The 17061-nt window shown below is 71.9% G+C and carries 31 protein-coding genes; 23 read left to right on the forward strand and 8 right to left on the reverse strand.

Annotation, left to right across the window (positions count from 1 at the left end):
• Positions 1-340 precede the first annotated feature (340 nt).
• A complete protein-coding gene (locus O7618_RS00315) occupies positions 341-703 on the forward strand; it encodes a hypothetical protein (protein ID WP_278103984.1) in 363 nt (120 codons plus the stop codon).
• 76 nt (positions 704-779) lie between these two features.
• Here O7618_RS00315 and O7618_RS00320 read toward each other — a convergent pair whose 3' ends face one another.
• Entirely contained in the window at positions 780-959 is a 180-nt protein-coding gene (locus tag O7618_RS00320) for a hypothetical protein (RefSeq protein WP_278103985.1), read from the reverse strand.
• Positions 960-1047: 88 nt separating this feature from the next.
• Positions 1048-1266, reverse strand: coding sequence for a hypothetical protein (locus tag O7618_RS00325; protein ID WP_278103986.1), 219 nt, complete (start codon positions 1264-1266; stop codon positions 1048-1050).
• A gap of 130 nt (positions 1267-1396) precedes the next feature.
• On the opposite strand from O7618_RS00325, the gene O7618_RS00330 reads away from it, so the two are divergent.
• Positions 1397-1600, forward strand: a complete 204-nt coding sequence (locus O7618_RS00330; protein ID WP_278103983.1) for a hypothetical protein — start codon at positions 1397-1399, stop codon at positions 1598-1600.
• Positions 1601-1665: 65 nt separating this feature from the next.
• Here O7618_RS00330 and O7618_RS00335 read toward each other — a convergent pair whose 3' ends face one another.
• A complete protein-coding gene (locus O7618_RS00335; RefSeq protein WP_278103982.1) occupies positions 1666-2220 on the reverse strand; it encodes a GIY-YIG nuclease family protein in 555 nt (184 codons plus the stop codon).
• Positions 2217-2447: a hypothetical protein gene (locus O7618_RS00340; protein WP_278103981.1), complete on the reverse strand. Its 231-nt coding sequence runs from the start codon at positions 2445-2447 to the stop codon at positions 2217-2219. Before O7618_RS00340 ends, O7618_RS00335 begins: the two co-directional genes overlap by 4 nt.
• A gap of 111 nt (positions 2448-2558) precedes the next feature.
• On the opposite strand from O7618_RS00340, the gene O7618_RS00345 reads away from it, so the two are divergent.
• The 6 genes from O7618_RS00345 to O7618_RS00370 all read left to right on the forward strand — a co-directional run bounded on the left by O7618_RS00345 (position 2559) and on the right by O7618_RS00370 (position 7058).
• On the forward strand, positions 2559-2726 hold the full coding sequence (locus O7618_RS00345) for a hypothetical protein (protein WP_278103980.1): 168 nt from the start codon (positions 2559-2561) through the stop codon (positions 2724-2726).
• Positions 2727-2802: 76 nt separating this feature from the next.
• The gene (locus O7618_RS00350) at positions 2803-2967 is read left to right on the forward strand and encodes a hypothetical protein (protein ID WP_278103979.1); all 165 of its coding nucleotides are present in this window, start codon (positions 2803-2805) and stop codon (positions 2965-2967) included.
• Complete coding sequence (locus O7618_RS00355) at positions 2964-3149, forward strand: hypothetical protein (protein ID WP_278103978.1); 186 nt, start codon at positions 2964-2966, stop codon at positions 3147-3149. Before O7618_RS00350 ends, O7618_RS00355 begins: the two co-directional genes overlap by 4 nt.
• Positions 3146-4549 (forward strand): hypothetical protein, encoded by a 1404-nt coding sequence (locus tag O7618_RS00360; protein ID WP_278103977.1) that lies wholly within the window; start codon positions 3146-3148, stop codon positions 4547-4549. Before O7618_RS00355 ends, O7618_RS00360 begins: the two co-directional genes overlap by 4 nt.
• A gap of 6 nt (positions 4550-4555) precedes the next feature.
• A complete protein-coding gene (locus O7618_RS00365) occupies positions 4556-6709 on the forward strand; it encodes an FtsK/SpoIIIE domain-containing protein (RefSeq protein WP_278103976.1) in 2154 nt (717 codons plus the stop codon).
• A 109-nt stretch (positions 6710-6818) separates the two neighbouring features.
• On the forward strand, positions 6819-7058 hold the full coding sequence (locus O7618_RS00370) for a hypothetical protein (RefSeq protein ID WP_278103975.1): 240 nt from the start codon (positions 6819-6821) through the stop codon (positions 7056-7058).
• 52 nt (positions 7059-7110) lie between these two features.
• On the opposite strand, the gene O7618_RS00375 is transcribed toward O7618_RS00370, so the two are convergent.
• The 4 genes from O7618_RS00375 to O7618_RS00390 form a co-directional block, all read right to left on the reverse strand.
• Positions 7111-7287, reverse strand: coding sequence for a hypothetical protein (locus O7618_RS00375; protein ID WP_278103974.1), 177 nt, complete (start codon positions 7285-7287; stop codon positions 7111-7113).
• Positions 7284-7541 carry a hypothetical protein gene (locus O7618_RS00380; RefSeq protein WP_278103973.1) on the reverse strand — a complete coding sequence of 86 codons (258 nt, stop codon included), beginning with the start codon at positions 7539-7541 and terminating at the stop codon, positions 7284-7286. The genes O7618_RS00375 and O7618_RS00380 overlap by 4 nt, the downstream gene beginning before the upstream one ends.
• Positions 7542-8014: 473 nt before the next feature.
• A complete protein-coding gene (locus O7618_RS00385) occupies positions 8015-8251 on the reverse strand; it encodes a DUF397 domain-containing protein (RefSeq protein WP_278103972.1) in 237 nt (78 codons plus the stop codon).
• Between the two features lie 9 nt (positions 8252-8260).
• Positions 8261-9151, reverse strand: a complete 891-nt coding sequence (locus O7618_RS00390; protein ID WP_278103971.1) for a helix-turn-helix transcriptional regulator — start codon at positions 9149-9151, stop codon at positions 8261-8263.
• A gap of 241 nt (positions 9152-9392) precedes the next feature.
• On the opposite strand from O7618_RS00390, the gene O7618_RS00395 reads away from it, so the two are divergent.
• From O7618_RS00395 to O7618_RS00465, 15 genes are all read left to right on the forward strand, one after another.
• Positions 9393-9803, forward strand: coding sequence for a GntR family transcriptional regulator (locus tag O7618_RS00395; RefSeq protein ID WP_278103970.1), 411 nt, complete (start codon positions 9393-9395; stop codon positions 9801-9803).
• Between the two features lie 453 nt (positions 9804-10256).
• A complete protein-coding gene (locus tag O7618_RS00400) occupies positions 10257-10502 on the forward strand; it encodes a helix-turn-helix transcriptional regulator (protein WP_278103952.1) in 246 nt (81 codons plus the stop codon).
• Positions 10499-10687 (forward strand): hypothetical protein, encoded by a 189-nt coding sequence (locus O7618_RS00405; protein ID WP_278103953.1) that lies wholly within the window; start codon positions 10499-10501, stop codon positions 10685-10687. Before O7618_RS00400 ends, O7618_RS00405 begins: the two co-directional genes overlap by 4 nt.
• A gap of 73 nt (positions 10688-10760) precedes the next feature.
• Positions 10761-11111, forward strand: a complete 351-nt coding sequence (locus tag O7618_RS00410; RefSeq protein ID WP_278103954.1) for a hypothetical protein — start codon at positions 10761-10763, stop codon at positions 11109-11111.
• Positions 11108-11452 (forward strand): hypothetical protein, encoded by a 345-nt coding sequence (locus O7618_RS00415; RefSeq protein WP_278103955.1) that lies wholly within the window; start codon positions 11108-11110, stop codon positions 11450-11452. Before O7618_RS00410 ends, O7618_RS00415 begins: the two co-directional genes overlap by 4 nt.
• Positions 11449-11940, forward strand: a complete 492-nt coding sequence (locus O7618_RS00420) for a hypothetical protein (protein WP_278103956.1) — start codon at positions 11449-11451, stop codon at positions 11938-11940. The genes O7618_RS00415 and O7618_RS00420 overlap by 4 nt, the downstream gene beginning before the upstream one ends.
• A complete protein-coding gene (locus O7618_RS00425; protein ID WP_278103957.1) occupies positions 11937-12071 on the forward strand; it encodes a hypothetical protein in 135 nt (44 codons plus the stop codon). The genes O7618_RS00420 and O7618_RS00425 overlap by 4 nt, the downstream gene beginning before the upstream one ends.
• The gene (locus O7618_RS00430) at positions 12068-12343 is read left to right on the forward strand and encodes a hypothetical protein (protein WP_278103958.1); all 276 of its coding nucleotides are present in this window, start codon (positions 12068-12070) and stop codon (positions 12341-12343) included. The genes O7618_RS00425 and O7618_RS00430 overlap by 4 nt, the downstream gene beginning before the upstream one ends.
• The gene (locus O7618_RS00435) at positions 12340-12672 is read left to right on the forward strand and encodes a hypothetical protein (protein ID WP_278103959.1); all 333 of its coding nucleotides are present in this window, start codon (positions 12340-12342) and stop codon (positions 12670-12672) included. Before O7618_RS00430 ends, O7618_RS00435 begins: the two co-directional genes overlap by 4 nt.
• Positions 12669-12908: a hypothetical protein gene (locus O7618_RS00440; RefSeq protein ID WP_278103960.1), complete on the forward strand. Its 240-nt coding sequence runs from the start codon at positions 12669-12671 to the stop codon at positions 12906-12908. Before O7618_RS00435 ends, O7618_RS00440 begins: the two co-directional genes overlap by 4 nt.
• The gene (locus O7618_RS00445) at positions 12905-14266 is read left to right on the forward strand and encodes an AAA family ATPase (RefSeq protein WP_278103961.1); all 1362 of its coding nucleotides are present in this window, start codon (positions 12905-12907) and stop codon (positions 14264-14266) included. The genes O7618_RS00440 and O7618_RS00445 overlap by 4 nt, the downstream gene beginning before the upstream one ends.
• Positions 14263-14763, forward strand: a complete 501-nt coding sequence (locus O7618_RS00450; protein WP_278103962.1) for a DUF4326 domain-containing protein — start codon at positions 14263-14265, stop codon at positions 14761-14763. Before O7618_RS00445 ends, O7618_RS00450 begins: the two co-directional genes overlap by 4 nt.
• Positions 14760-15932, forward strand: coding sequence for a hypothetical protein (locus O7618_RS00455; protein WP_278103963.1), 1173 nt, complete (start codon positions 14760-14762; stop codon positions 15930-15932). The genes O7618_RS00450 and O7618_RS00455 overlap by 4 nt, the downstream gene beginning before the upstream one ends.
• Positions 15929-16372 carry an HNH endonuclease signature motif containing protein gene (locus tag O7618_RS00460; protein WP_278103964.1) on the forward strand — a complete coding sequence of 148 codons (444 nt, stop codon included), beginning with the start codon at positions 15929-15931 and terminating at the stop codon, positions 16370-16372. Before O7618_RS00455 ends, O7618_RS00460 begins: the two co-directional genes overlap by 4 nt.
• Positions 16369-17013 carry a hypothetical protein gene (locus tag O7618_RS00465; protein WP_278103965.1) on the forward strand — a complete coding sequence of 215 codons (645 nt, stop codon included), beginning with the start codon at positions 16369-16371 and terminating at the stop codon, positions 17011-17013. Before O7618_RS00460 ends, O7618_RS00465 begins: the two co-directional genes overlap by 4 nt.
• Positions 17014-17061 lie beyond the last annotated feature (48 nt).

Raw genomic sequence — 17061 nt, forward strand, 5'->3', positions numbered from 1 at the left:
ATCGTCTCGACGTTGGATGACGCGTATGCGGAGACGCCGCCGCAGACCCCGGCCGGGCAGAAGATCGCCACGGACATCGCCCGGCTGCGCTCCGACTTCACCTGCCCGCCGACCCGGTAGCTACCGGCACTCGTGCTCGTGCTGCGTCACCAGCCCGCAGCCGTCCTCCTGACAGCGCCACTGGCGGCCCATCCGCCCACACACCGCGCACGCACCCCACGCCGGGACCGTGCGCGGATTCCCGTCCGGATCACGGTGCCCGCGCGGGCACGGCTCCGGCACCTCGGCGTACCCGCCGGGCGTCTTCCTGTACCTCACCCCCCTGACCTTAGGAGCCGAGATGTTCCAGACCTACGGCAAGGCCCTGGTCGCGGTCGTCGCCGCCGCCCTCACCGTCGCCTACGGGGCGCTGTCCGGCGACCAGCACATCGACCCGGACGAGGCGGTGCAGATCGCCATCGCCGCCGCGACCGCTGTCGGCGTCTACCTGGTGCCGCTGGCCCCGCAGTACCGGTGGGGCAAGACCGCCATCGCCGTCGTCCTGTCGGTGCTGCAGGTGCTAACCACGGTGATCCTGGGCGGGCTGGACTCCGGGGAGTGGATCGCGCTGCTGCTCGCCGCGGCGACGGTCCTCGGGGTCGGCGTGGCACCGGCCGCGTCGGACAACGGCGTCCGCTCGCGCACACCTGTGACCGCCGACTGACCCTCGCGCGCTGCACAGACTGCGGCCCCCGCTGGAGCGATTGCTCTGGCGGGGGCCGCTTCGTGCTGTGCGGAGGTCAGGCGGGGAGGTGCGCCGCCTTGATCTCATCGATGCGCCGCTCGATCTCGTCGTACAGGCGGCCGGCCTGCCTCTCACTCGGGCCGGCCGCCGCACTGCCCAGTGCCGCGTAACGGCCGGCCACGTCCATGGTTCGGCCGTACTCGCGGATCAGCTCCATCAGGGTCGGCTCGTTCATAGCTGGGTTCCTCTCCGAGAAGTTGACCTTGCGGGGAGCGTCCGAGAAGTTGACCTTGCCGCAAAGGGGTGGGCCGGAGCCCCGCCCCTCAGTAGTAGTCCACCCAGCTCGCGGCGGCCCGGCCCTTGCAGCCCGGGTGGGCGGCCTCCCCGTTCTCCCGGCAGATCGCGTGGACCTCACCGGCGGCGATCGGGGCCTGGCAGCCGGTGCACTGGGTGGCGGTGTCGCAGTCGGGGCAGGTGGGGCTGGTGGCGTGGGCCTCGGTGGAGCAGTACTTCTTGCTGCTGTCCCAGGTGTACTTCGTCATTTCCGTCTCCCTCTCGCTCCCTGTACCTATAGTCTAACCCATGCAGTGGACGATCGTCCACTGCATCTCGCCACTTTCTCAAATATTTTCCGGAGTTGACGAAGGTCCACTCAGCGGATAAATTGGGAGCATGGGAAACCCGACCATCGACCCCGACATCCCCCGCCTCTACAGCCTCGCCGAAGCAGCCACCCGCCTCGGCTACAGCTCCAAACAGGGACTCCACAAGCGCCTGGCAGCAGGTGAGATCCCCTGCGGGCGGGTGGGCACCACATTCGTCCTGCGCGCCGACCTCATCGACGCCCTCGCCGAGCAGGAACGCCCCACCGAATAGCCCCGCACACGACGCGGCCCCTGTCTCCACCCGGAGACAGGGGCCGCTCTTTCGCGTCCGAGGGGCTACGTCAACAATTGCGGGACGCGGTTGCGGTGCACGCCGAGCCGACGCGCAATCTCAGCGTTCGACAACCCGCCGGCCTGCATCTCCCTGACCGCAGAGCCCCGGACCGCCCGGAGCGCCTTCTGCTGGACCGGCGCGTCGGCCAACTGCTGCCCGGCCAGCCGCGCCCGCTCCGCCGGATCCTCCACGGCCTCGATGGCATCGGCGGCGGCCTCCCACTCGGCTGGCAGGTCGCCCGCGTAGCTGGCGAGCCTGGCGCGCGACACCTCGCGCGCCCTAGCGACCATCGCAGCCCGCTCGGCCGGATTGTCGGCGACGTTGTACCTGGGCGACTCCTGGGCGATGGTGGCCACCTCGGCGCGTTCCGCCGTCGGTCTATCCGGCAACCAGTCGTAGGTGGTGCGAGCGGGGTCGACCTCCGACCACCACGGCTTCTCCCGCCGGTGCGCGCCCATGCGGCTGGCGGGGGTGCTGGTGATCCCGACGTACAGGAGCTGGCCGTCGCTGTCGCGCAAGCGGTAGAGGGCGGTGGGGACGGCGGCGGGGTGGGTCACTTCTCGTCTCCGGCCTGGCCGTCGGGGTCGAGGTGTCGGTAGACGGTCGAGCGGGCACGGCCGGTCCGCTCGGCCAGGTAGGCCGGCTTCACGCCGAGCTTGTGGGCTGCCCTGACCTTCTCCCACAGCTTCTCGTCGACCTCGTCCGCGTGCTTCGTCGCCCGCTCGACGTCGGCCATCGCGCGCCGTTGCGCCTCGGTCTCGGGAGTCCACTTGGGTCGCGCCACGCGCATGATCTTAGCCCTTCGCTGTCCGATGGTCGTACACCCTTGCCCGTCTGCCCGGGGCGCTGTTAGTGTTGCATCATCGGACACTAACCCACAAGCAGAGGGAGCCAGATGGGCCTGTTCAGCAGGAAGCCGAGCGTCCCGAACACGATCAGCGGCAAGCAGATGGCCGACCTGTCCCGCCGGGCACAGAAGGCCAACCCGCAGATGTTCACCGCCAAGGCCATCAAGCAGCGCAAGGCGTCGCAGGCGCAGCAGAGCAAGGCCAGCCAGAGCTGACCAAGTAGGCGGCCCCCGGCCGGGCGACTCCACCGCCGGCCGGGGGCCTTGACCGGACCCCCTGGAGGCCCGACCCATGTCCATGATGATCGACCGGCTCGTGAAGCGCACCGTCCTGGTGTGCGCCGTGCTGGCCACCCTCGCGTTCGGCGTCAACCACCACGACCACCCGTGCACCGGCCAGCAGGTCGGCGCGGGCGGCATGTGCGTCTCCACCGCCTGGACCGGAGGTGCCGCGTGACGCCCGCCCAGTACGTCCTGATGATCGTCGTCGGTGGGACCGGCACGCCGCTGCTGGTGGCCGAGATCGCCCGCCGGCTGGTGGAGGGCCACGCCAACACCACCGCCCGCGCGATCCGCGAGCAGCAGCCCGCCGCACCGGCCCGGGCCGCCGCCGTCCGTGAGAAGGAGTTGACGCGGTGAGCCTTTTTCGCCGGTTGATCCCCGACCCGGAGCTGGAGCGCGCCCGCGCCGAGGCGTCCCGGGAGCAGGCCCGCGCCGACCTGGAGCGCGCCCGCGTCGAGGCGCAGATCCAGCGGGAGCGCCAGGCCGCCGACGCCGAGTTCGCCCGCCAGCAGACCCTCGCCGACGAGGAGGAGAAGCGGCGCCGCGACGGCGTACGCCGCGCCGAGCGGGAGGAGCGGTCCAAGCGGCGGCGGAAGGCCCGCGCCGAGTTCGCCGCGAAGCTGCGCCCGGTGCTGCCGCTGCTGCTCATCAACGGCGGCGCCGCGTACGCCCAGGGCGCGTACGCCTACGAGGAGATCGCCCCCGCCCACTGGAACACCCCGTCGAAGGTCGCGTTCGCGGTCGCGTTCTCCGCCGCGTTGGAGTCGATCGCTGTGTACGTGCAGTGGCACGCCCACGACGCGCTCCTGCTCAACGCGCACGCCACGGCGGCCGGGCTGCGGCGGGCCGCGTGGGGCATCGCCGGGGTGGTGGCGGCCATCAACTACGCGCACTTCGCCGGTGAGGGCATGGCGCCGACGTCGGCGGCGGTGGCGTTCGCGCTGCTGTCGCTGCTGTCGCCGTGGCTGTGGGGTTTGCACACCCGCCGCGCTCAGCACGTGCAGCTGCTCGCCGAGGACGCCAACCTCATCGACGAGGGCGGCGTGGAGTTCTCCCCGCAGCGGCGGCGCGCGTTTCCGTTCCGGGCGTGGCAGGCCCGCCGCTGGTCCATCGACCACGGGGAGCGGGACCCGCGCCGCGCCTGGGACGGCTACAACCGCGACCGGCGGCGCCAGCTCGCCCAGCGCCCGCCGGCCGGCCGGCTCCGCGCGGCGGTCACCGTGCTGCGCGGCAAGTCCGTCCCGGCCGGCCCGGTCATCGACGGGGAGGTCAGCGACAAGGAGCAGGAGCTGATCGACCTGGTGCTGGCGCAGGCCCGCGCCGCCGGCCCTCGACTGAGGGCGCGGACCGCCACGGCACGCAGCTTCCACTGGCCCGCGCCGCCCGCCATCCCGCCGACCACAACCCGCCACGACGACGGCCTGGACGCGCTCGTGGTGGCGACCTCGGAACCCGCCACCCCGCCCGCCATCGACCCGCCACCGGCCCGCCAGCCGGAGCCGACCGAACCCGCCACCGTGGCGACCCGGCAACCCGCCATCGTGGCGGCTGCCGCACCCGCCACGCGGATCACCCGCCGGGTCGCCATCGACCCGCCAGTGCGACCCGCCAAGTCCAACGCCGACCGGGTCGCCGAACTGGTCGCCAAGAAGCCCGCCATGACGCAGGAGCAGGTCGCCAAGAAGCTCGGCCTCGGCATCCGCACCGTCCAGCGGTACTGGCCCAAGAACACCACCACTGATCGCAAGGAGGACTGACCCCCGATGCCCGAGCAGATCGACCTGGACGAGCTGGAGCCGGTCGTCCCCGCGCCCCGCCCCGGCGAGCCCGACTACTACGAGCCCCGCGGCGAGCAGGTCGCCATCACGCCCGGCACCGACACCGGCAAGCCCGTCGACCTGCCCCGCACCTCCACGACGTTCGCCGACGTCAGCTCGCGGTACAGCGGGCCCCGCAAGCCCATCGTGCCGGCCACCCTGCGCTCCAAGGCGGGCCGGCACGCCATGGTGCAGTGGGCACTCGCCTTCGCCGGCTACACCCTCGCCTACCACGTCACCCGATCCCCGAAGTACCTGGCGAAGACCGCCGTCTTCGCACCCTGGGGGGCGCTGCGGCTGTCCGGCAAGGCCATCCACTGGACGTTCGACCTGGAAGGCTTCGGCATCCGGCAGGACGCCGCCAGCCGCAACAACGTACAGGACTACCTGGCCCTGTCCCGGCAGCGTGACCGGCGCGTGGGCGCCCGCGCCTGGCTGGCCGTGCCTGGGGTGCTGCTGCTGGTCGTGCTGGCGCTGCTGCTGGTGTTCGTCGCGCCGTGGTGGGCGCAGGCCCTCGCCGCGGCCGTCCTGGTGCCGCTGTTCGCGTACGCCGGGCAGCCAATCGACGCGCCGATCGTGGACCGGGTGTTCACCGCTGACAGGTTCGTCCGCCTCACCGCCACCCTGACCCGGCAGGCGATCCTGGCCTGCAACGTCAAGGGCATCAAAGAACCGAAGGACATCAAGTTCCTGTTCGACATCTCTCTCGCCGGCCCCGGCCACGAAGCTCTGGTGCTGCTGCCCGCCGGTGTGCTGGCCACCGACGTCATCGACGAGCGCGACCGCCTCGCCTCCGGGTTCCGGCTGCCGAAGACGCAGGTGTGGCCGGCCACCGTCCCTGGCGAGCACCCCGGCGTACTGTCCATCTGGATCGCCCAGAAGCCTGTGAGCAGCATGAAGGCCCCGGCCTGGCCGCTGCTGGAGAGCGGCACGTTCGACTACTTCACTGACAAGTTCGTCTACGGCCACGACGAGCGGATGCGGCCCGTCTACTACTCCCTGGCCGAGAAGAACTCCCTGTTCGGGGGCATCCCCGGTTCCGGGAAGACCCTTGCGGCGCGGCTGGTCATGCTCGCCGCCATCCTCGACCCGCTGGTCGTGCCGCTGGCGTTCGACCTGAAGGGCTCCGGTGACCTCGACTGCTTCGAGCCGCTGTGCCCGGACGGGCTGCACGGCTCCGGCGCCGACGAGGGCACCAAGGCCGCGGCGATGGCCGCCCTGGAGTGGCTGCTGACCGAGTGCGACGAGCGGGCGCCGCTGGTCCGCAAGTACGCAGCTCAGGGCATGAACACCGCCAACAAGGTCAACCGGCGGATGGCCGAGCACGACGCCCGGCTGCGCCCGCTGGTGGCGTTCTTCGACGAGATCCAGGAACTGATCACCGACCCGACCCACGGCAAGCGGGCGAAGTTCCTGCTCACGTCCATCGTCAAGCGTGACCGGGCGCTCGGCATCCACCTGATCCTCGCCTCGCAGCGCATCGACAAGGAGTCGATCCCGAAGGGCATCAGCAGCAACATGGCCCTGCGGACCTGCCTGGCGGTCACCTCGCACACCGAGGTGAACCTGGTCCTCGGCACCGGTGCGTACTCCGCCGGCGCCCGGCCCACCGAGTTCGAGACGGGCGACTCGACCGGCCCGAAGGACTCCGGGTGGGGCTACCACGCCGGTGACGGGCCGATCCGGCCGCGCCGGTCCAGCTTCGTCGACAACCCGGCGGCCGAGCGGGTCGTGCAACGGGCCCTGGAGATGCGCCAGGGTGACAAGCCGGTCGAGGTGCCGCGTATCGCGCTGCGGAACCTGCTCGCTGACGTCCGGCAGGTGTGGTTCGAGGGCGAGGAGGCGATCTGGTCGGAGCTGATCGTGCCGCGGTTGAAGCATCTCGACCGGGACGCGTACGGCGATCTGACCGTCGAGGTGTTCGGCGCGTGGATGGCTCGGGCCGGGGTGAAGACGGAGAGCATCAACCGGCGGATCGACTCCAGCTCGACCAAGCGGGCCACCCGGGCCGGCGTGAAACTGGCCGCCCTGGAGGCCCGGATCGCCGAGAAAACCGCCGAGACGATCGCCTCAACCGACCTCGCTGAGGTCGAGGACTGATAGCCCCTGCTAGGGCTAGCGCTAGCCCCTCCTCTAGGCCCTCTGAGCTGGGAACTAGGCGCTAGCCCCGCAGGCGGTCCGATCCCCGGAAACGCCCCCTGGAGGCGCTGTGAGAGGCACGCTGACCACTACCGCTATCGGTGTCGCCCTGGTCCTGTTCGTGGTCGCCAGGATCGCGCTGTTCCCGCTGAAGGACTGCTGGTGCTGCAGCGGGCAAGGTGTGCACCGCTCCGACCTGAACCGGAAGCATCAGCGCCGCTGCTGGTGGTGCAAGGGCACCGGCAAGCGGTGGCGGATCGGGCGCCGGATCTGGAACCGGATGCGGCAGAAGCACCACGACGCCCGCTGACCCGGACGCAGCGACGCCCCCGACCACGCGATGGTCGGGGGCGTCCTCGTGTTCAGCGGGCGAGGGCGGCGGCGCGCTTCCGGCGGTGCTCGGCGAGGAGCTGGGCCGCGTACGCGCCGGCCTCGCACGTCCCGGCCCGACAGTCCGGGCACTGCCGGTGCGCCTCCAGGATCGTCGCCCCGACCGCGACGTCGCCCCGCTGCCCGAGGTCCGGGCACATCCCGGTCACCGGTTCACCGCGTCGTACAGAGCCGGGATCCAGACCGCCACCTTCACGCACCACTCCCGCGCGCACGCCACCGACTCCCAGTGGCACTCCGGCATGTGCACCAGCAGCCACACCCAGCCCGGCACGCCCTCCATGTCGCCGACCTTCACGACCCGCACGTCCATGTAGATCGTGCCGAGCTGACCCATGTGGCTCGCCCACTCGCCGGGGCGCAGCGACACCCTGGTCCCGGCCGGGATCTCGGGGACGGTCACCGGTACTCACCTCCGCCCTCGTTGCGGATGCGTGCCGCCTGGTCGAGTAGGCGGCGGCGCGCGTTGCGCGCATCCGCCTCGTCTACGCGCCGCCCGAGAGTTGGGCGGGTCGACGGTTCGGGCCGACCGATCAGCCGGCGGACAAGGGTACGGATCGGCTGTGCCACACACGCCTCCCTCGGTCGGGTGGGCGCGGCGACGGGTGTCGTGGTGCAACCTCCGCCGCCGCTACCCGGGGCGCGGTGCTCGCGGACAGTGGGCCCTGTCGCTCACGCCGTGCCCGGCCGGATGCGACCGCAGCCACGCTCTGGGTGCTGAAGGCTTCGCACTGCCGCATCCGTCGCCAGCGAACAATTCGCCGACGCATTGGTCACGATCGCATCGTTCCTTCAAGGTCACAAGAGCGACACGGATAGTGAACAAGAAGAGGGCCGGCACCCCGGATGGGATGCCGGCCCTCTTATCGCGAGGAATCAGATGTGGTCGAACGCCCCGGCCTTCGCCCCGGCCAGGAACGCCGTCCACTCCGCCCGGTTGTAGACCTGGATCGGCGCATCCGCGCCGGCCTTGCTGTCGGCCACGGCCACGTCCCCCGATCCGTCGGCCGCCACCGAGAGGTAGATGCACCCCTCGTTGCCGCCGGACTCCGGGCTCTTCTCCCACGCGGCGAAGCGCGGGTCAGTGGTGTTGCTGAATCGCGGGTCGGACATCGGATCTCCTCACATCGTGGCGGCCAGCTTGTCGGCCGCCTCGCGGATGTACGCCGCACTGTCCGCGTCAGACAGTGCGGCCTCACGCAGCCGCAGATGCAACTGCGCGTACCCCGACACGTCCTCCGGCTCCGTGACGAGTAGCGCTTTCGTCACGTTGTCGACCACCACGATCGGCGGATCGTCCATGTCGGGGTAGCTCACGTGGCTGTACGGCGCCCGAGGGGCGTAGCCGTCGGCCAACTGCTGCGAGTCCAGCGGCACCACCCGCACGCTGACGTGCTCGGCGCCGATCAGCGCCAGGAGGTGGTGCAGCTGCTTCAGCATCACGTCGGCGGGCACCGGCCGTCGGCGGATCGCCTGCTCCTCCAAGACCAGCTCGTAGTTCGCTTCACCACCGCCGACGCTCTGCCTCTGCCGCTGCATCCGGCCCCGCACGATCGCGTCGGTGTCGGTGATCGGTCCGTCCCCCGTGACCGCGAGAACCCGGTGGTGGGCGTACTCGGGAGTCTGCACGAGACCGGGAAGCAGCATGCCGGCGTACTCGCGGATCATCGACGCACCCGCCTCGACGAGCGCCCAGGTGCGCTGCCCGTCGCCCATCCGGCTGTGGGCAGGCGCGTCCCACCAGCGGCCGGTGAGCGCGTCCTCGGCGTACGCCTCGATGCGCGTCCAGTCAGGCCCGCCGCGCGGCACCTCAAGGGCGTCGAGCAGCCGCCGGATGGACAGCAGATTGGCGCGACGGTGCACGTCGCCGAACGGGTTCTCGGTCCGGGAGATCACCGAGGCGGAGATGCCGCTGCGCCGGCTCAGCTCGGCGTGGTTGATGCCGCGGTCGAGTCGCAGCTTCAGCAGCGCGGCGGAGAGCCGCCGCTGGCGGGCCAGCGGGTTCGGGGTCACCGGTCCGACCTTCCTTTGCCGAGTCGAATCGTGCCGGTCGGCACGACATGAGCGTACTCAATGCGCACCGGCGACGGCGTTACCTGGATCGGTGTGCCCCGATACGCTGGGATGCACCCTCGACGCGGGTCGGGGCGGAGGGCCTGGCCGCGTCAGCCGGGCCCTCCACCACGCGCAAGGGGGACCCCGGGATCCCCGGGTGCCGGGATGTGAAGGCGTGTGCGGTCCGTACCGTGCGACCGTGCTCGACCCCCACCTGGACCGGCCGCTCTTCCGGCAGCTCGCCGACGCCCTGCGGGACCAGATCATCACCGGCCAGCTCACACCGGGCAGCGCCGTGCCGTCCATCAAGGCGCTGGAGCACCGGTACGGGGTCAGTCGGGAGACCATCCGCCGGGCGCTGGCCGCGCTGCGCGTGGAAGGCCTCGTCGTCGCCGAGCGGGGCTACGGTACGCGGGTGGTCGACGAGCAGCCGCGCGAGCAGGTGAAGGTCCCTCGCGGCGCCCGGGTGCGGTCGCGGATGCCCACCGAGGCCGAGCGCGCCGAGCTGGGCATCGAGCCGGGCGCCGTGGTGCCCGTCCTGGTCGTGACGCTCGGCGGCCGGGTGCGTGGCGTGTACGCGGCAGACCGCGTGGAACTCACGTTCAGCTGACCGGGAATGTGCGTTACGCACACGTTACGGCCGGTGCGGGATTTTTCGTTGTTGGCTGAAACTTCTTGAGTGTCGTGCAGGCCGGGCGCATGATCGGCGATCTACCTTGCAGAAAGCGCGCGGGGGTGCGCGCTCAGTGATCATGTGGGGGACGTCATGTCGAACAGGAGTGACAACACAGCCGCCGCAGCACCGATCCGGCTCGCCATCGCCCACCAGCGAGCCCACGACAAAGCCGAACGGGAGCAGCGCACCGCCCACGGACCCGGCCGGTGGCACCGAGGGCTGCTCGTCGCCGCCACCATCGCCGCACCGGCCAGCTGGACGGACGTCACTCTCTCCACGTTGCATGCGTGCAACGGTAGGTGCCCGACCGGTCGCGCTCAAATCAGCCGAACGGCTGATGTGTTGCATGGTTGCAACATCACCGTGTTGCGGCGTACGGTCTGCTGCATGAGTGCAGCACCGACACGAGGCGACATTGCAGCATCGTCGCCGATCCGGCTGCGAACCGACGTGTTCGATCGGCTCGCGACATCCCTCGCGGACACCGAGCAGGACCGGGCGAACCTGCTCGGCCTCGACCGGGCCACCCTCTGGCGCATCCGCAAGGGGCAGACGCCCACCCTGCGGGTTGCCATGCGCATCGCCGAGTCCCTCGGCTCCACCGTCGACGAGCTGTTCGAGGTCGCGCCGTGACGCACCCGCCCAGCGGCCCACAGACGCCGCCGCCGCCGTCCGGCCCCCGAGTCCCGAAGGTCGCCCCGATCGACCCGGACAGCCCCGCCGGCCGCGCCGCCACCGAGGCGCTGTCGCAGGCACTCGCCGAGATCCAGGTCGCCATCTGGCGGCGCAAGGCCGCCGCGAAGAACGCAGCGGCCTGAGCACGACGAAGCCCCCGCCGTCCGACCGGCAGGGGCTCCCCACCCGGATCCAAGCCCAACACGAGGAGTCCAAGTGCAGACGCAGAGTACCCCGATCATCCGCCGGGACCTCCACACCAGCCCGGCTTCCCTCGCGGCCGCGCTCCGCAGCGCCGCCGACCAGCTCGACCTGATGGGCCACGTCGAGATCAGCCCCATCGCTCTCCAGCTCAACCTCCAAGCCGTGGCCCACCAAGGCACCTTTGAGCAGCGCAAGGACACCATCGACGCGCTGGGCATCGCCCTGGTCGGCGAGCCGGGCGTCACCGAGGACTGCGACGGCCCGTACCACCGGCTGCCCTTCGAGCACCGCGGAGCGCGGGGCGACTGCGACATCGCGCTCTACACCGCCAGCAACGACTCTCGCCGTGGCGGCGCCCGATGAGCCACCCGACGAACCCGTACCCCGGCCCGAACCCGCCGACCGGGCCCGGCCCGTGCGTCGACGACCCGACCGGCCTGACCTTCGACCGGGCCGACCTGGACGAGCCGGCCACCACCCGCACCGCCGGCGCCGGCTGGGCGGTCACCGGCCGGGGCCCGTACGCCATGCAGATCAAGGACTGCTGCGGCATCGGCGCCGGCGAGGCCTGCGACTGCGCCGAGATGACCCGCCAGCTCCACCACGCCCCGGTGATCCGGCTTGCGCCGTTCAACCTCCGCCAGCTCGCCGCGCAGCACATCACCGCCGCCGAGCAGGACCGGCGAGAGCGAGGTGCCGCATGAGCCTGTTCCCGACTCCGTTCCGCCTCACCCTACTCGACCGGGTCGCCGCCGGCACCGTCCAGTACGGCATCGGCCCCGACGGCTCGCCCACCGGCCCGCGGCGCGCTCCGGCCGCCTGGGACGTCAGCGACCCGCACCGTGGGCCGCAGAAGGTCACCGCCGCCATCACGGAGATGGCGACCGCCGGCTGGGTCGAGCGTCCGGACCGGTCTGCGGTCTGGCGGCTGACTCGGCTCGGTCGTGCCGTTCACTCCGTGCGGCTCATGGACTACGGCACGCACGCCGTCGCCGAGACCGGCCCCGTCGACGAGCCGACGTACCTCGGCATCGTTGAGGGCGACCCGAACCGGCCGTCGCGGTGGCTGGCCCGGGTCGGCCCGGACACAGTCGCCGGCCTGCGCCGGCCCGCCGCGGTCGCCGCGCTGCACCGCCTGGCCGTCGCCGCGGTCGTCGCCATGGAGGCCGACGCCCTGGACGGTGCCGCGTGACCCGCCGCCGCACGTGGGGCCTCGCCCTGCTCACCAGCCTCGCCCTCTGGACCGCCCTCTACGGCATCGCCCACTGCGTCGCCACCGCCACCTGGAACTTCGTCACCCTGCTCGCCCAGGCGGCGGCATGAACACCGCGCTGACCATCTGGGCGCTCGCGTCCATCGGCGTGTGCGTGGTCGTCGCCCTGGCTGTGTACGGGCCGGTGCTCGCCCCGGTACGCCGCGAAGGCCGCGCCGTCACCCGGGCCGCGCAGACCGCGACCGCCGCCATCGAGGCTCGGGCCGCCGAGGTCGACCTCACCCCCGCGCAGCAGCAGGCCATCGACGCGTTCCGCGCTCAGCTCGCCGCGCTGCCCACCGCCGCCGAACCCCGGCCCATTTGGAAGGACCTCCTGCCGTGAGCACCACCTACACCGGCCGGCACCGCCGCGGCGCCGTCGTGCCCGCCCCCGCCGACTACAACCCCCTCGCACCCGCCGACCGGCAAGCCCTCGCCCCCCACCACTGGGCCGACCGGGCCCTGCCCGCCGGCCCCGACGAGCGCACCGGCCGCATCGACCCGACCGTCGTGCAGGCGCTGCGCCAGCCCACCCCCGTCGACCAGGACCGCACGCAGATCCTCGCCGACATCCGCGCCGGCGCGAACACCCCGCCGGAAGTCCTCGCCTCCCTCAACGCGTGGAAGGCCGCCGGCTGCCCCATGACCGACGAGACGGGAGACCAGCAGTGACCGCCCTCACCATGCCGGCCGCGCCGGAGGTCGCGCCGATCGACCTGCGCGCCATCCGGCTCATCGCCGCCGGCTACACCGTCCGCCAGGTCGCCCGCAGTCTCGGCTCCAGCGAGGCCGCGACCTGGTCGCGACTCGCACGGATGCGCAGGCAGCTCGGCGCGAAGACCCTCACGCACGCCGTCGTCATCCTGGCCCGCGCCGGCCAGCTCGACCTCACGGAGATCACCCGATGACCGACACCGACCTGCGACTGGCCGACCTCGTCGGCACCGAACAGCCGCCCCCGCCGGCGCCCGTCGCCACCGGCGACCTCGACTTCGCGCCCCAGCAGGAAGAGGCCATCCGCCGCATCACCGACTGGTACGCCGACGGGGACAGCCAGGTGTTCCGGCTGTTCGGCTACGCCGGCACCGGCAAGACCACCCTCGCCCGGCACATCGTCGAAGGCCTCGGCGTCTCCGCCCTGTACGCGGCGTTCACCGGCAAGGCCGCCTACGTCCTGCGGTCGAAGGGCTGCGACGGCGCGTCGACCGTCCACAGCCTCATCTACCAGCCTGTGGAAAAGGCCCGCAAGCGGCTGGAGGGGCTGAAGGCGCAGCTGCGCGACAGCGACGACCCGGGCGAACGGGCCGAGCTGGCCCGGCACATCGCCGCCGAACAGGCGAAGATCGACAGCCCGGACTGGATCCTCCGCGATGAGTCCGAGCTGTCCGCCGCCAACCTCCTCGTCCTCGACGAGGTGTCGATGGTGGGCGAGCGGATGGCCTACGACCTGCTCACCTACGGCACGAAGATCCTGTGCCTCGGCGACCCCGCCCAACTCCCGCCGGTCGACGGCGGCGGCTACTTCATCAACGCCGCACCCGACCACCTCCTCACCGAGATCCACCGCTCCGCCCTCGACAGCCCCGTCACCCGGATGGCCACCGCCATCCGCGACAGCCAGCCCGGCCAGCGCAACTACGGCATCACCGGGCAGGACGGCGACTCCGGCCGCCTCGACCGCATGTCGATCGGTGAACTGCTGGAGTTCGACCAGGTCCTCGTCGGCCGCAACGCCACCCGCTGGCAGGCCGTGCACCTCCTGCGGGCGCTGCGCGGCCTCACCGGCGGCCCCCAGGCCGGCGACCGGATCATCGCCCTCGCCAACAGCGGCGAGGCCGAGGTGTTCAACGGCCAGCAGTTCGACGTCGTCGACACCCTCGACAGCGACCGACCCGACCGACACCGCCTCGTCGTCCGCGACGACGAAGGCAACCAGCGGGACCTGACCTGCTGGGCGTCCGGGTTCCGCGACCTGGAGGGCGAGAAGCAGGCGAAGCGGGACGGCCGCGGCACCGTCGTGGCCGCCACCTTCGCCCAGGCCATCACCACCCACAAGAGTCAGGGCTCCCAGTGGCCCCGCGTCCTCGTCGTCGACGAGAGCTCCGTCTTCTACGGCGCCGCGTACCGCGAGCACGCGAAGACGCTCGGCCCGGCCGCTGCCGCGATCGAGGGGCACGTCAACGGCCGACGGTGGCTGTATACGGCGATCACGCGGGCGTCACACCGGGCCGTCATCGTTCCCAGCCTCAACGGAGTCCTCTCATGACCACGCCGAAGCGCATCCAGCGCCGTCGTACCCCCGGCTGGCGGATGCCCGCCAACACCGCCTACGTCGGCCGCCCCACCAAGTTCGGCAACCCCTTCGGCTACCACCAGCAGATGGGCGGCCTCGTCCACTACGGCCCGAACCACCTGGAGCGGTTCGGCCGCGCCTGGGACTTCGAGGGCCGCATCAGCGGCGACGGCAACCGCCACGACATGTGGTTCAGCCAGGAGGACGTCGTCGAGACCTACGTGCGGTGGGGCACCCGCGCCGAGCTGGTCGAGCTGTTCCGGCTCACCCTCACCCGCCCGACGCCCGGCATGCTCTTGTCGTACCCGAGCCGCGGCGGCCGGTTCCTCAAGGTCTCCATCGCGGACATCCGCCGCGACCTCGCCGGCAAGAACCTCGCCTGCTGGTGCCCCATCGGCGAACCCTGCCACGCCGACGTCCTCTTGGAGATCGCCAACGCCCCGGTCGTCGCTGAGCTGGTGACGGCATGACGTCGGCGGTGGACAGCGAGCTGGCCGCGCTCATCGAGTCGCTGCGCCTCGCCCCGACCCCGGCCGCTCCGGCCGAGCCGCGCTGTGCGGTCACCGAGCTGCTCGTCACCGCCTGCGCGCACTGCCGGCCGGCCGTCGACGAGGAGCCGGCCCGCCTCGGCCCGTGGATCAGCGCCACCTACCGCGGCCGGTGCGGCGGCTGCGGCGCCACGATCGAGGAGCTCGACGAGATCCGCGCCGACCCGACCCGGGGCGGCTGGCTCGGCCGATGCTGCGGCGAGCAGCCGGTCACCGCGCCGGCCGGGCAGACCCCTGACGGGCTGATCGTCGCGCCGGCGCCGCAGATCGCGGTGCCGGCCGGCCCGCCGCCGTCGACCGTGGCCGAGATGCGGGAAGTCCTCGGTGACCTCGACGCGTCCCGGCCCCGCAGCCAGCAGGTCCGGCTCGGCCCGTCCGAACTGGGCACCCCCTGCCAGCGGCAGATCGCCATGAAGCTCGCCGGCATCGTGCGGCAGCCGGAGGACAAGCGGCCTCCGTGGGCGCCGATGCAGGGCACCGCCATGCACGGCCTCATGGAAGAGGCGCTGCGCTTCCACAACGCGCAGCTCGGCCGCGAACGGTGGCTCGTCGAGGAGGCCCTGGTCGTCGACCCCGGTCTGCCCGACGTCGACCCGATCACCGGCCACGGCGACGCGTACGACACCGACCACGGGATGGTCGTCGACTGGAAGTACACCGGCGTCACCGCCCTGCGCGCCGTCAAGCGCAAGACCGTCCCCAACGACCAGCTCGTCAAGCCCGAGTACCGGGTCCAGGCCCACCTGTACGGGCGCGGCCACGAGCGCGCCGGCCGCGACGTCCGCTACGTGCGGCTGGTGTTCCTGGCCCGCTCCCACGACTACGCGGACAGCGCGGAGTGGACCGAGGAGTACCGGCCCGACATCGCCGAATGGGCCGTCAACCGGTTCTACGAGACCCACGACCTCATCGGCGTCAACGGCCTCAACCTCGCCGCCAACCCCGAACTGTGGCCCGCGGTGCCCGCCGAGCCCGGCAAGGCGTGTTCGTGGTGCCCGTTTCGAAGGGTCGGCGGGCCGGCGGACCAGACCGGCTGCCCGGGCGATACCGACCAGAAGATCAACAACCAGCTCCGTGGGCTGATCGCATGACCGCCACCACGCTGGAGCGCCTCCGCCGCGGCTTCGTGCAGGGCGGCGACGACGAGTGCTGGCTGTGGCATCGGGCGAAGGACCCGTTCGGCTACGGGCGCATCTGGCACGACGGCGGCATGCGCCTTGCCCACCGGGTGATGTTCGAGCTCCACCGCGGCCCGGTCCCGGAGGGCCTAGTCCTCGACCACCTGTGTCGGGTGACCAGTTGCGTCAACCCGGCTCACCTCGAACCGGTGGCGCACGCGGTCAACGTCCGGCGAGGCAACTCCGGCAGGGCGCAGGCGGCAAGGACCCACTGCCCGCGCGGCCACGAGTACACGGAGGACAACACGCACATCGGGAAGAGCGGCAGTCGCTTCTGCCGCACCTGCGACAAGAGCCGAAGCCAGGACAAGAACCGGATCCGGAACCTCCGGAGAAGAGGAGTCATCAAGTGACCAGCATCGATGCAAACAGCCTTTTGATGGGTGGCGGCATCAAGTCCGTCAACTGGAAGGACAACCCGGTCGGCCACACCGTCATCGGCACCATCACCGAGACGCCGAAGGTCGAGCAGATGAAGAAGTTCAACTCCGACGAGCTGGACTTCTGGCCCTCCGGCGACCCGAAGATGCAGATCATCGTCACCCTCCAGACCGACCAGCGGGACCCGGCCAACGCCGACGACGACGGCAAGCGCCGCCTGCACATCTCGCCGCGCATGATGACCTGCGTCCGCGAGGCCATCCTGAAGGTCGGCGCGAAGGGCCTGGAGATCGGCGGCCGGCTCGCCGTGCAGCGCGTCGGCGGCACCGGCGCCGTCGGCGACCCGTACACCTTCGCCGCCGAGTACGGCGCGCCGACCGTCGACCCGGGCGGCCTCCTCGGCGGCGGCCAGGGCACGCCGGCCGCCGCGCCGGTGTCGGCCGCGGCGCAGTCCCTCGGCATCAGCACTCCGCCGGCCGCCACGGCAGGTATCGCGTGCCCGCCCGGCATGGACCCGGGCAAGTGGGCCGCCCTCCCGGTCGAGCAGCAGCGCGCCATCTCCGCCGCCATGGCCCCCCAGCCGGCCACCCCCGGTGTCACCCCGCCGTTCTGATCCCGCCCGCTCCACCCAGCTCAACCGCCGGCCCCGACCCCGCCCGGG

This window comes from Micromonospora sp. WMMD980 (assembly GCF_029626035.1).
In the GTDB taxonomy this organism is placed as follows: domain Bacteria; phylum Actinomycetota; class Actinomycetes; order Mycobacteriales; family Micromonosporaceae; genus Micromonospora.

Coding starts and splice junctions, on each gene's coding strand:
- O7618_RS00420 (WP_278103956.1), top strand. CDS start 11,449: ATGAGCCTGTTCCCGACTCCGTTCCGCCTCACCCTACTCGACCGGGTC.
- O7618_RS00365 (WP_278103976.1), top strand. CDS start 4,556: ATGCCCGAGCAGATCGACCTGGACGAGCTGGAGCCGGTCGTCCCCGCG.
- O7618_RS00415 (WP_278103955.1), top strand. CDS start 11,108: ATGAGCCACCCGACGAACCCGTACCCCGGCCCGAACCCGCCGACCGGG.
- O7618_RS00320 (WP_278103985.1), bottom strand. CDS start 959: ATGAACGAGCCGACCCTGATGGAGCTGATCCGCGAGTACGGCCGAACC.
- O7618_RS00325 (WP_278103986.1), bottom strand. CDS start 1,266: ATGACGAAGTACACCTGGGACAGCAGCAAGAAGTACTGCTCCACCGAG.
- O7618_RS00460 (WP_278103964.1), top strand. CDS start 15,929: ATGACCGCCACCACGCTGGAGCGCCTCCGCCGCGGCTTCGTGCAGGGC.
- O7618_RS00350 (WP_278103979.1), top strand. CDS start 2,803: ATGTCCATGATGATCGACCGGCTCGTGAAGCGCACCGTCCTGGTGTGC.
- O7618_RS00445 (WP_278103961.1), top strand. CDS start 12,905: ATGACCGACACCGACCTGCGACTGGCCGACCTCGTCGGCACCGAACAG.
- O7618_RS00455 (WP_278103963.1), top strand. CDS start 14,760: ATGACGTCGGCGGTGGACAGCGAGCTGGCCGCGCTCATCGAGTCGCTG.
- O7618_RS00400 (WP_278103952.1), top strand. CDS start 10,257: ATGAGTGCAGCACCGACACGAGGCGACATTGCAGCATCGTCGCCGATC.
- O7618_RS00430 (WP_278103958.1), top strand. CDS start 12,068: ATGAACACCGCGCTGACCATCTGGGCGCTCGCGTCCATCGGCGTGTGC.
- O7618_RS00330 (WP_278103983.1), top strand. CDS start 1,397: ATGGGAAACCCGACCATCGACCCCGACATCCCCCGCCTCTACAGCCTC.
- O7618_RS00385 (WP_278103972.1), bottom strand. CDS start 8,251: ATGTCCGACCCGCGATTCAGCAACACCACTGACCCGCGCTTCGCCGCG.
- O7618_RS00450 (WP_278103962.1), top strand. CDS start 14,263: ATGACCACGCCGAAGCGCATCCAGCGCCGTCGTACCCCCGGCTGGCGG.
- O7618_RS00315 (WP_278103984.1), top strand. CDS start 341: ATGTTCCAGACCTACGGCAAGGCCCTGGTCGCGGTCGTCGCCGCCGCC.
- O7618_RS00345 (WP_278103980.1), top strand. CDS start 2,559: ATGGGCCTGTTCAGCAGGAAGCCGAGCGTCCCGAACACGATCAGCGGC.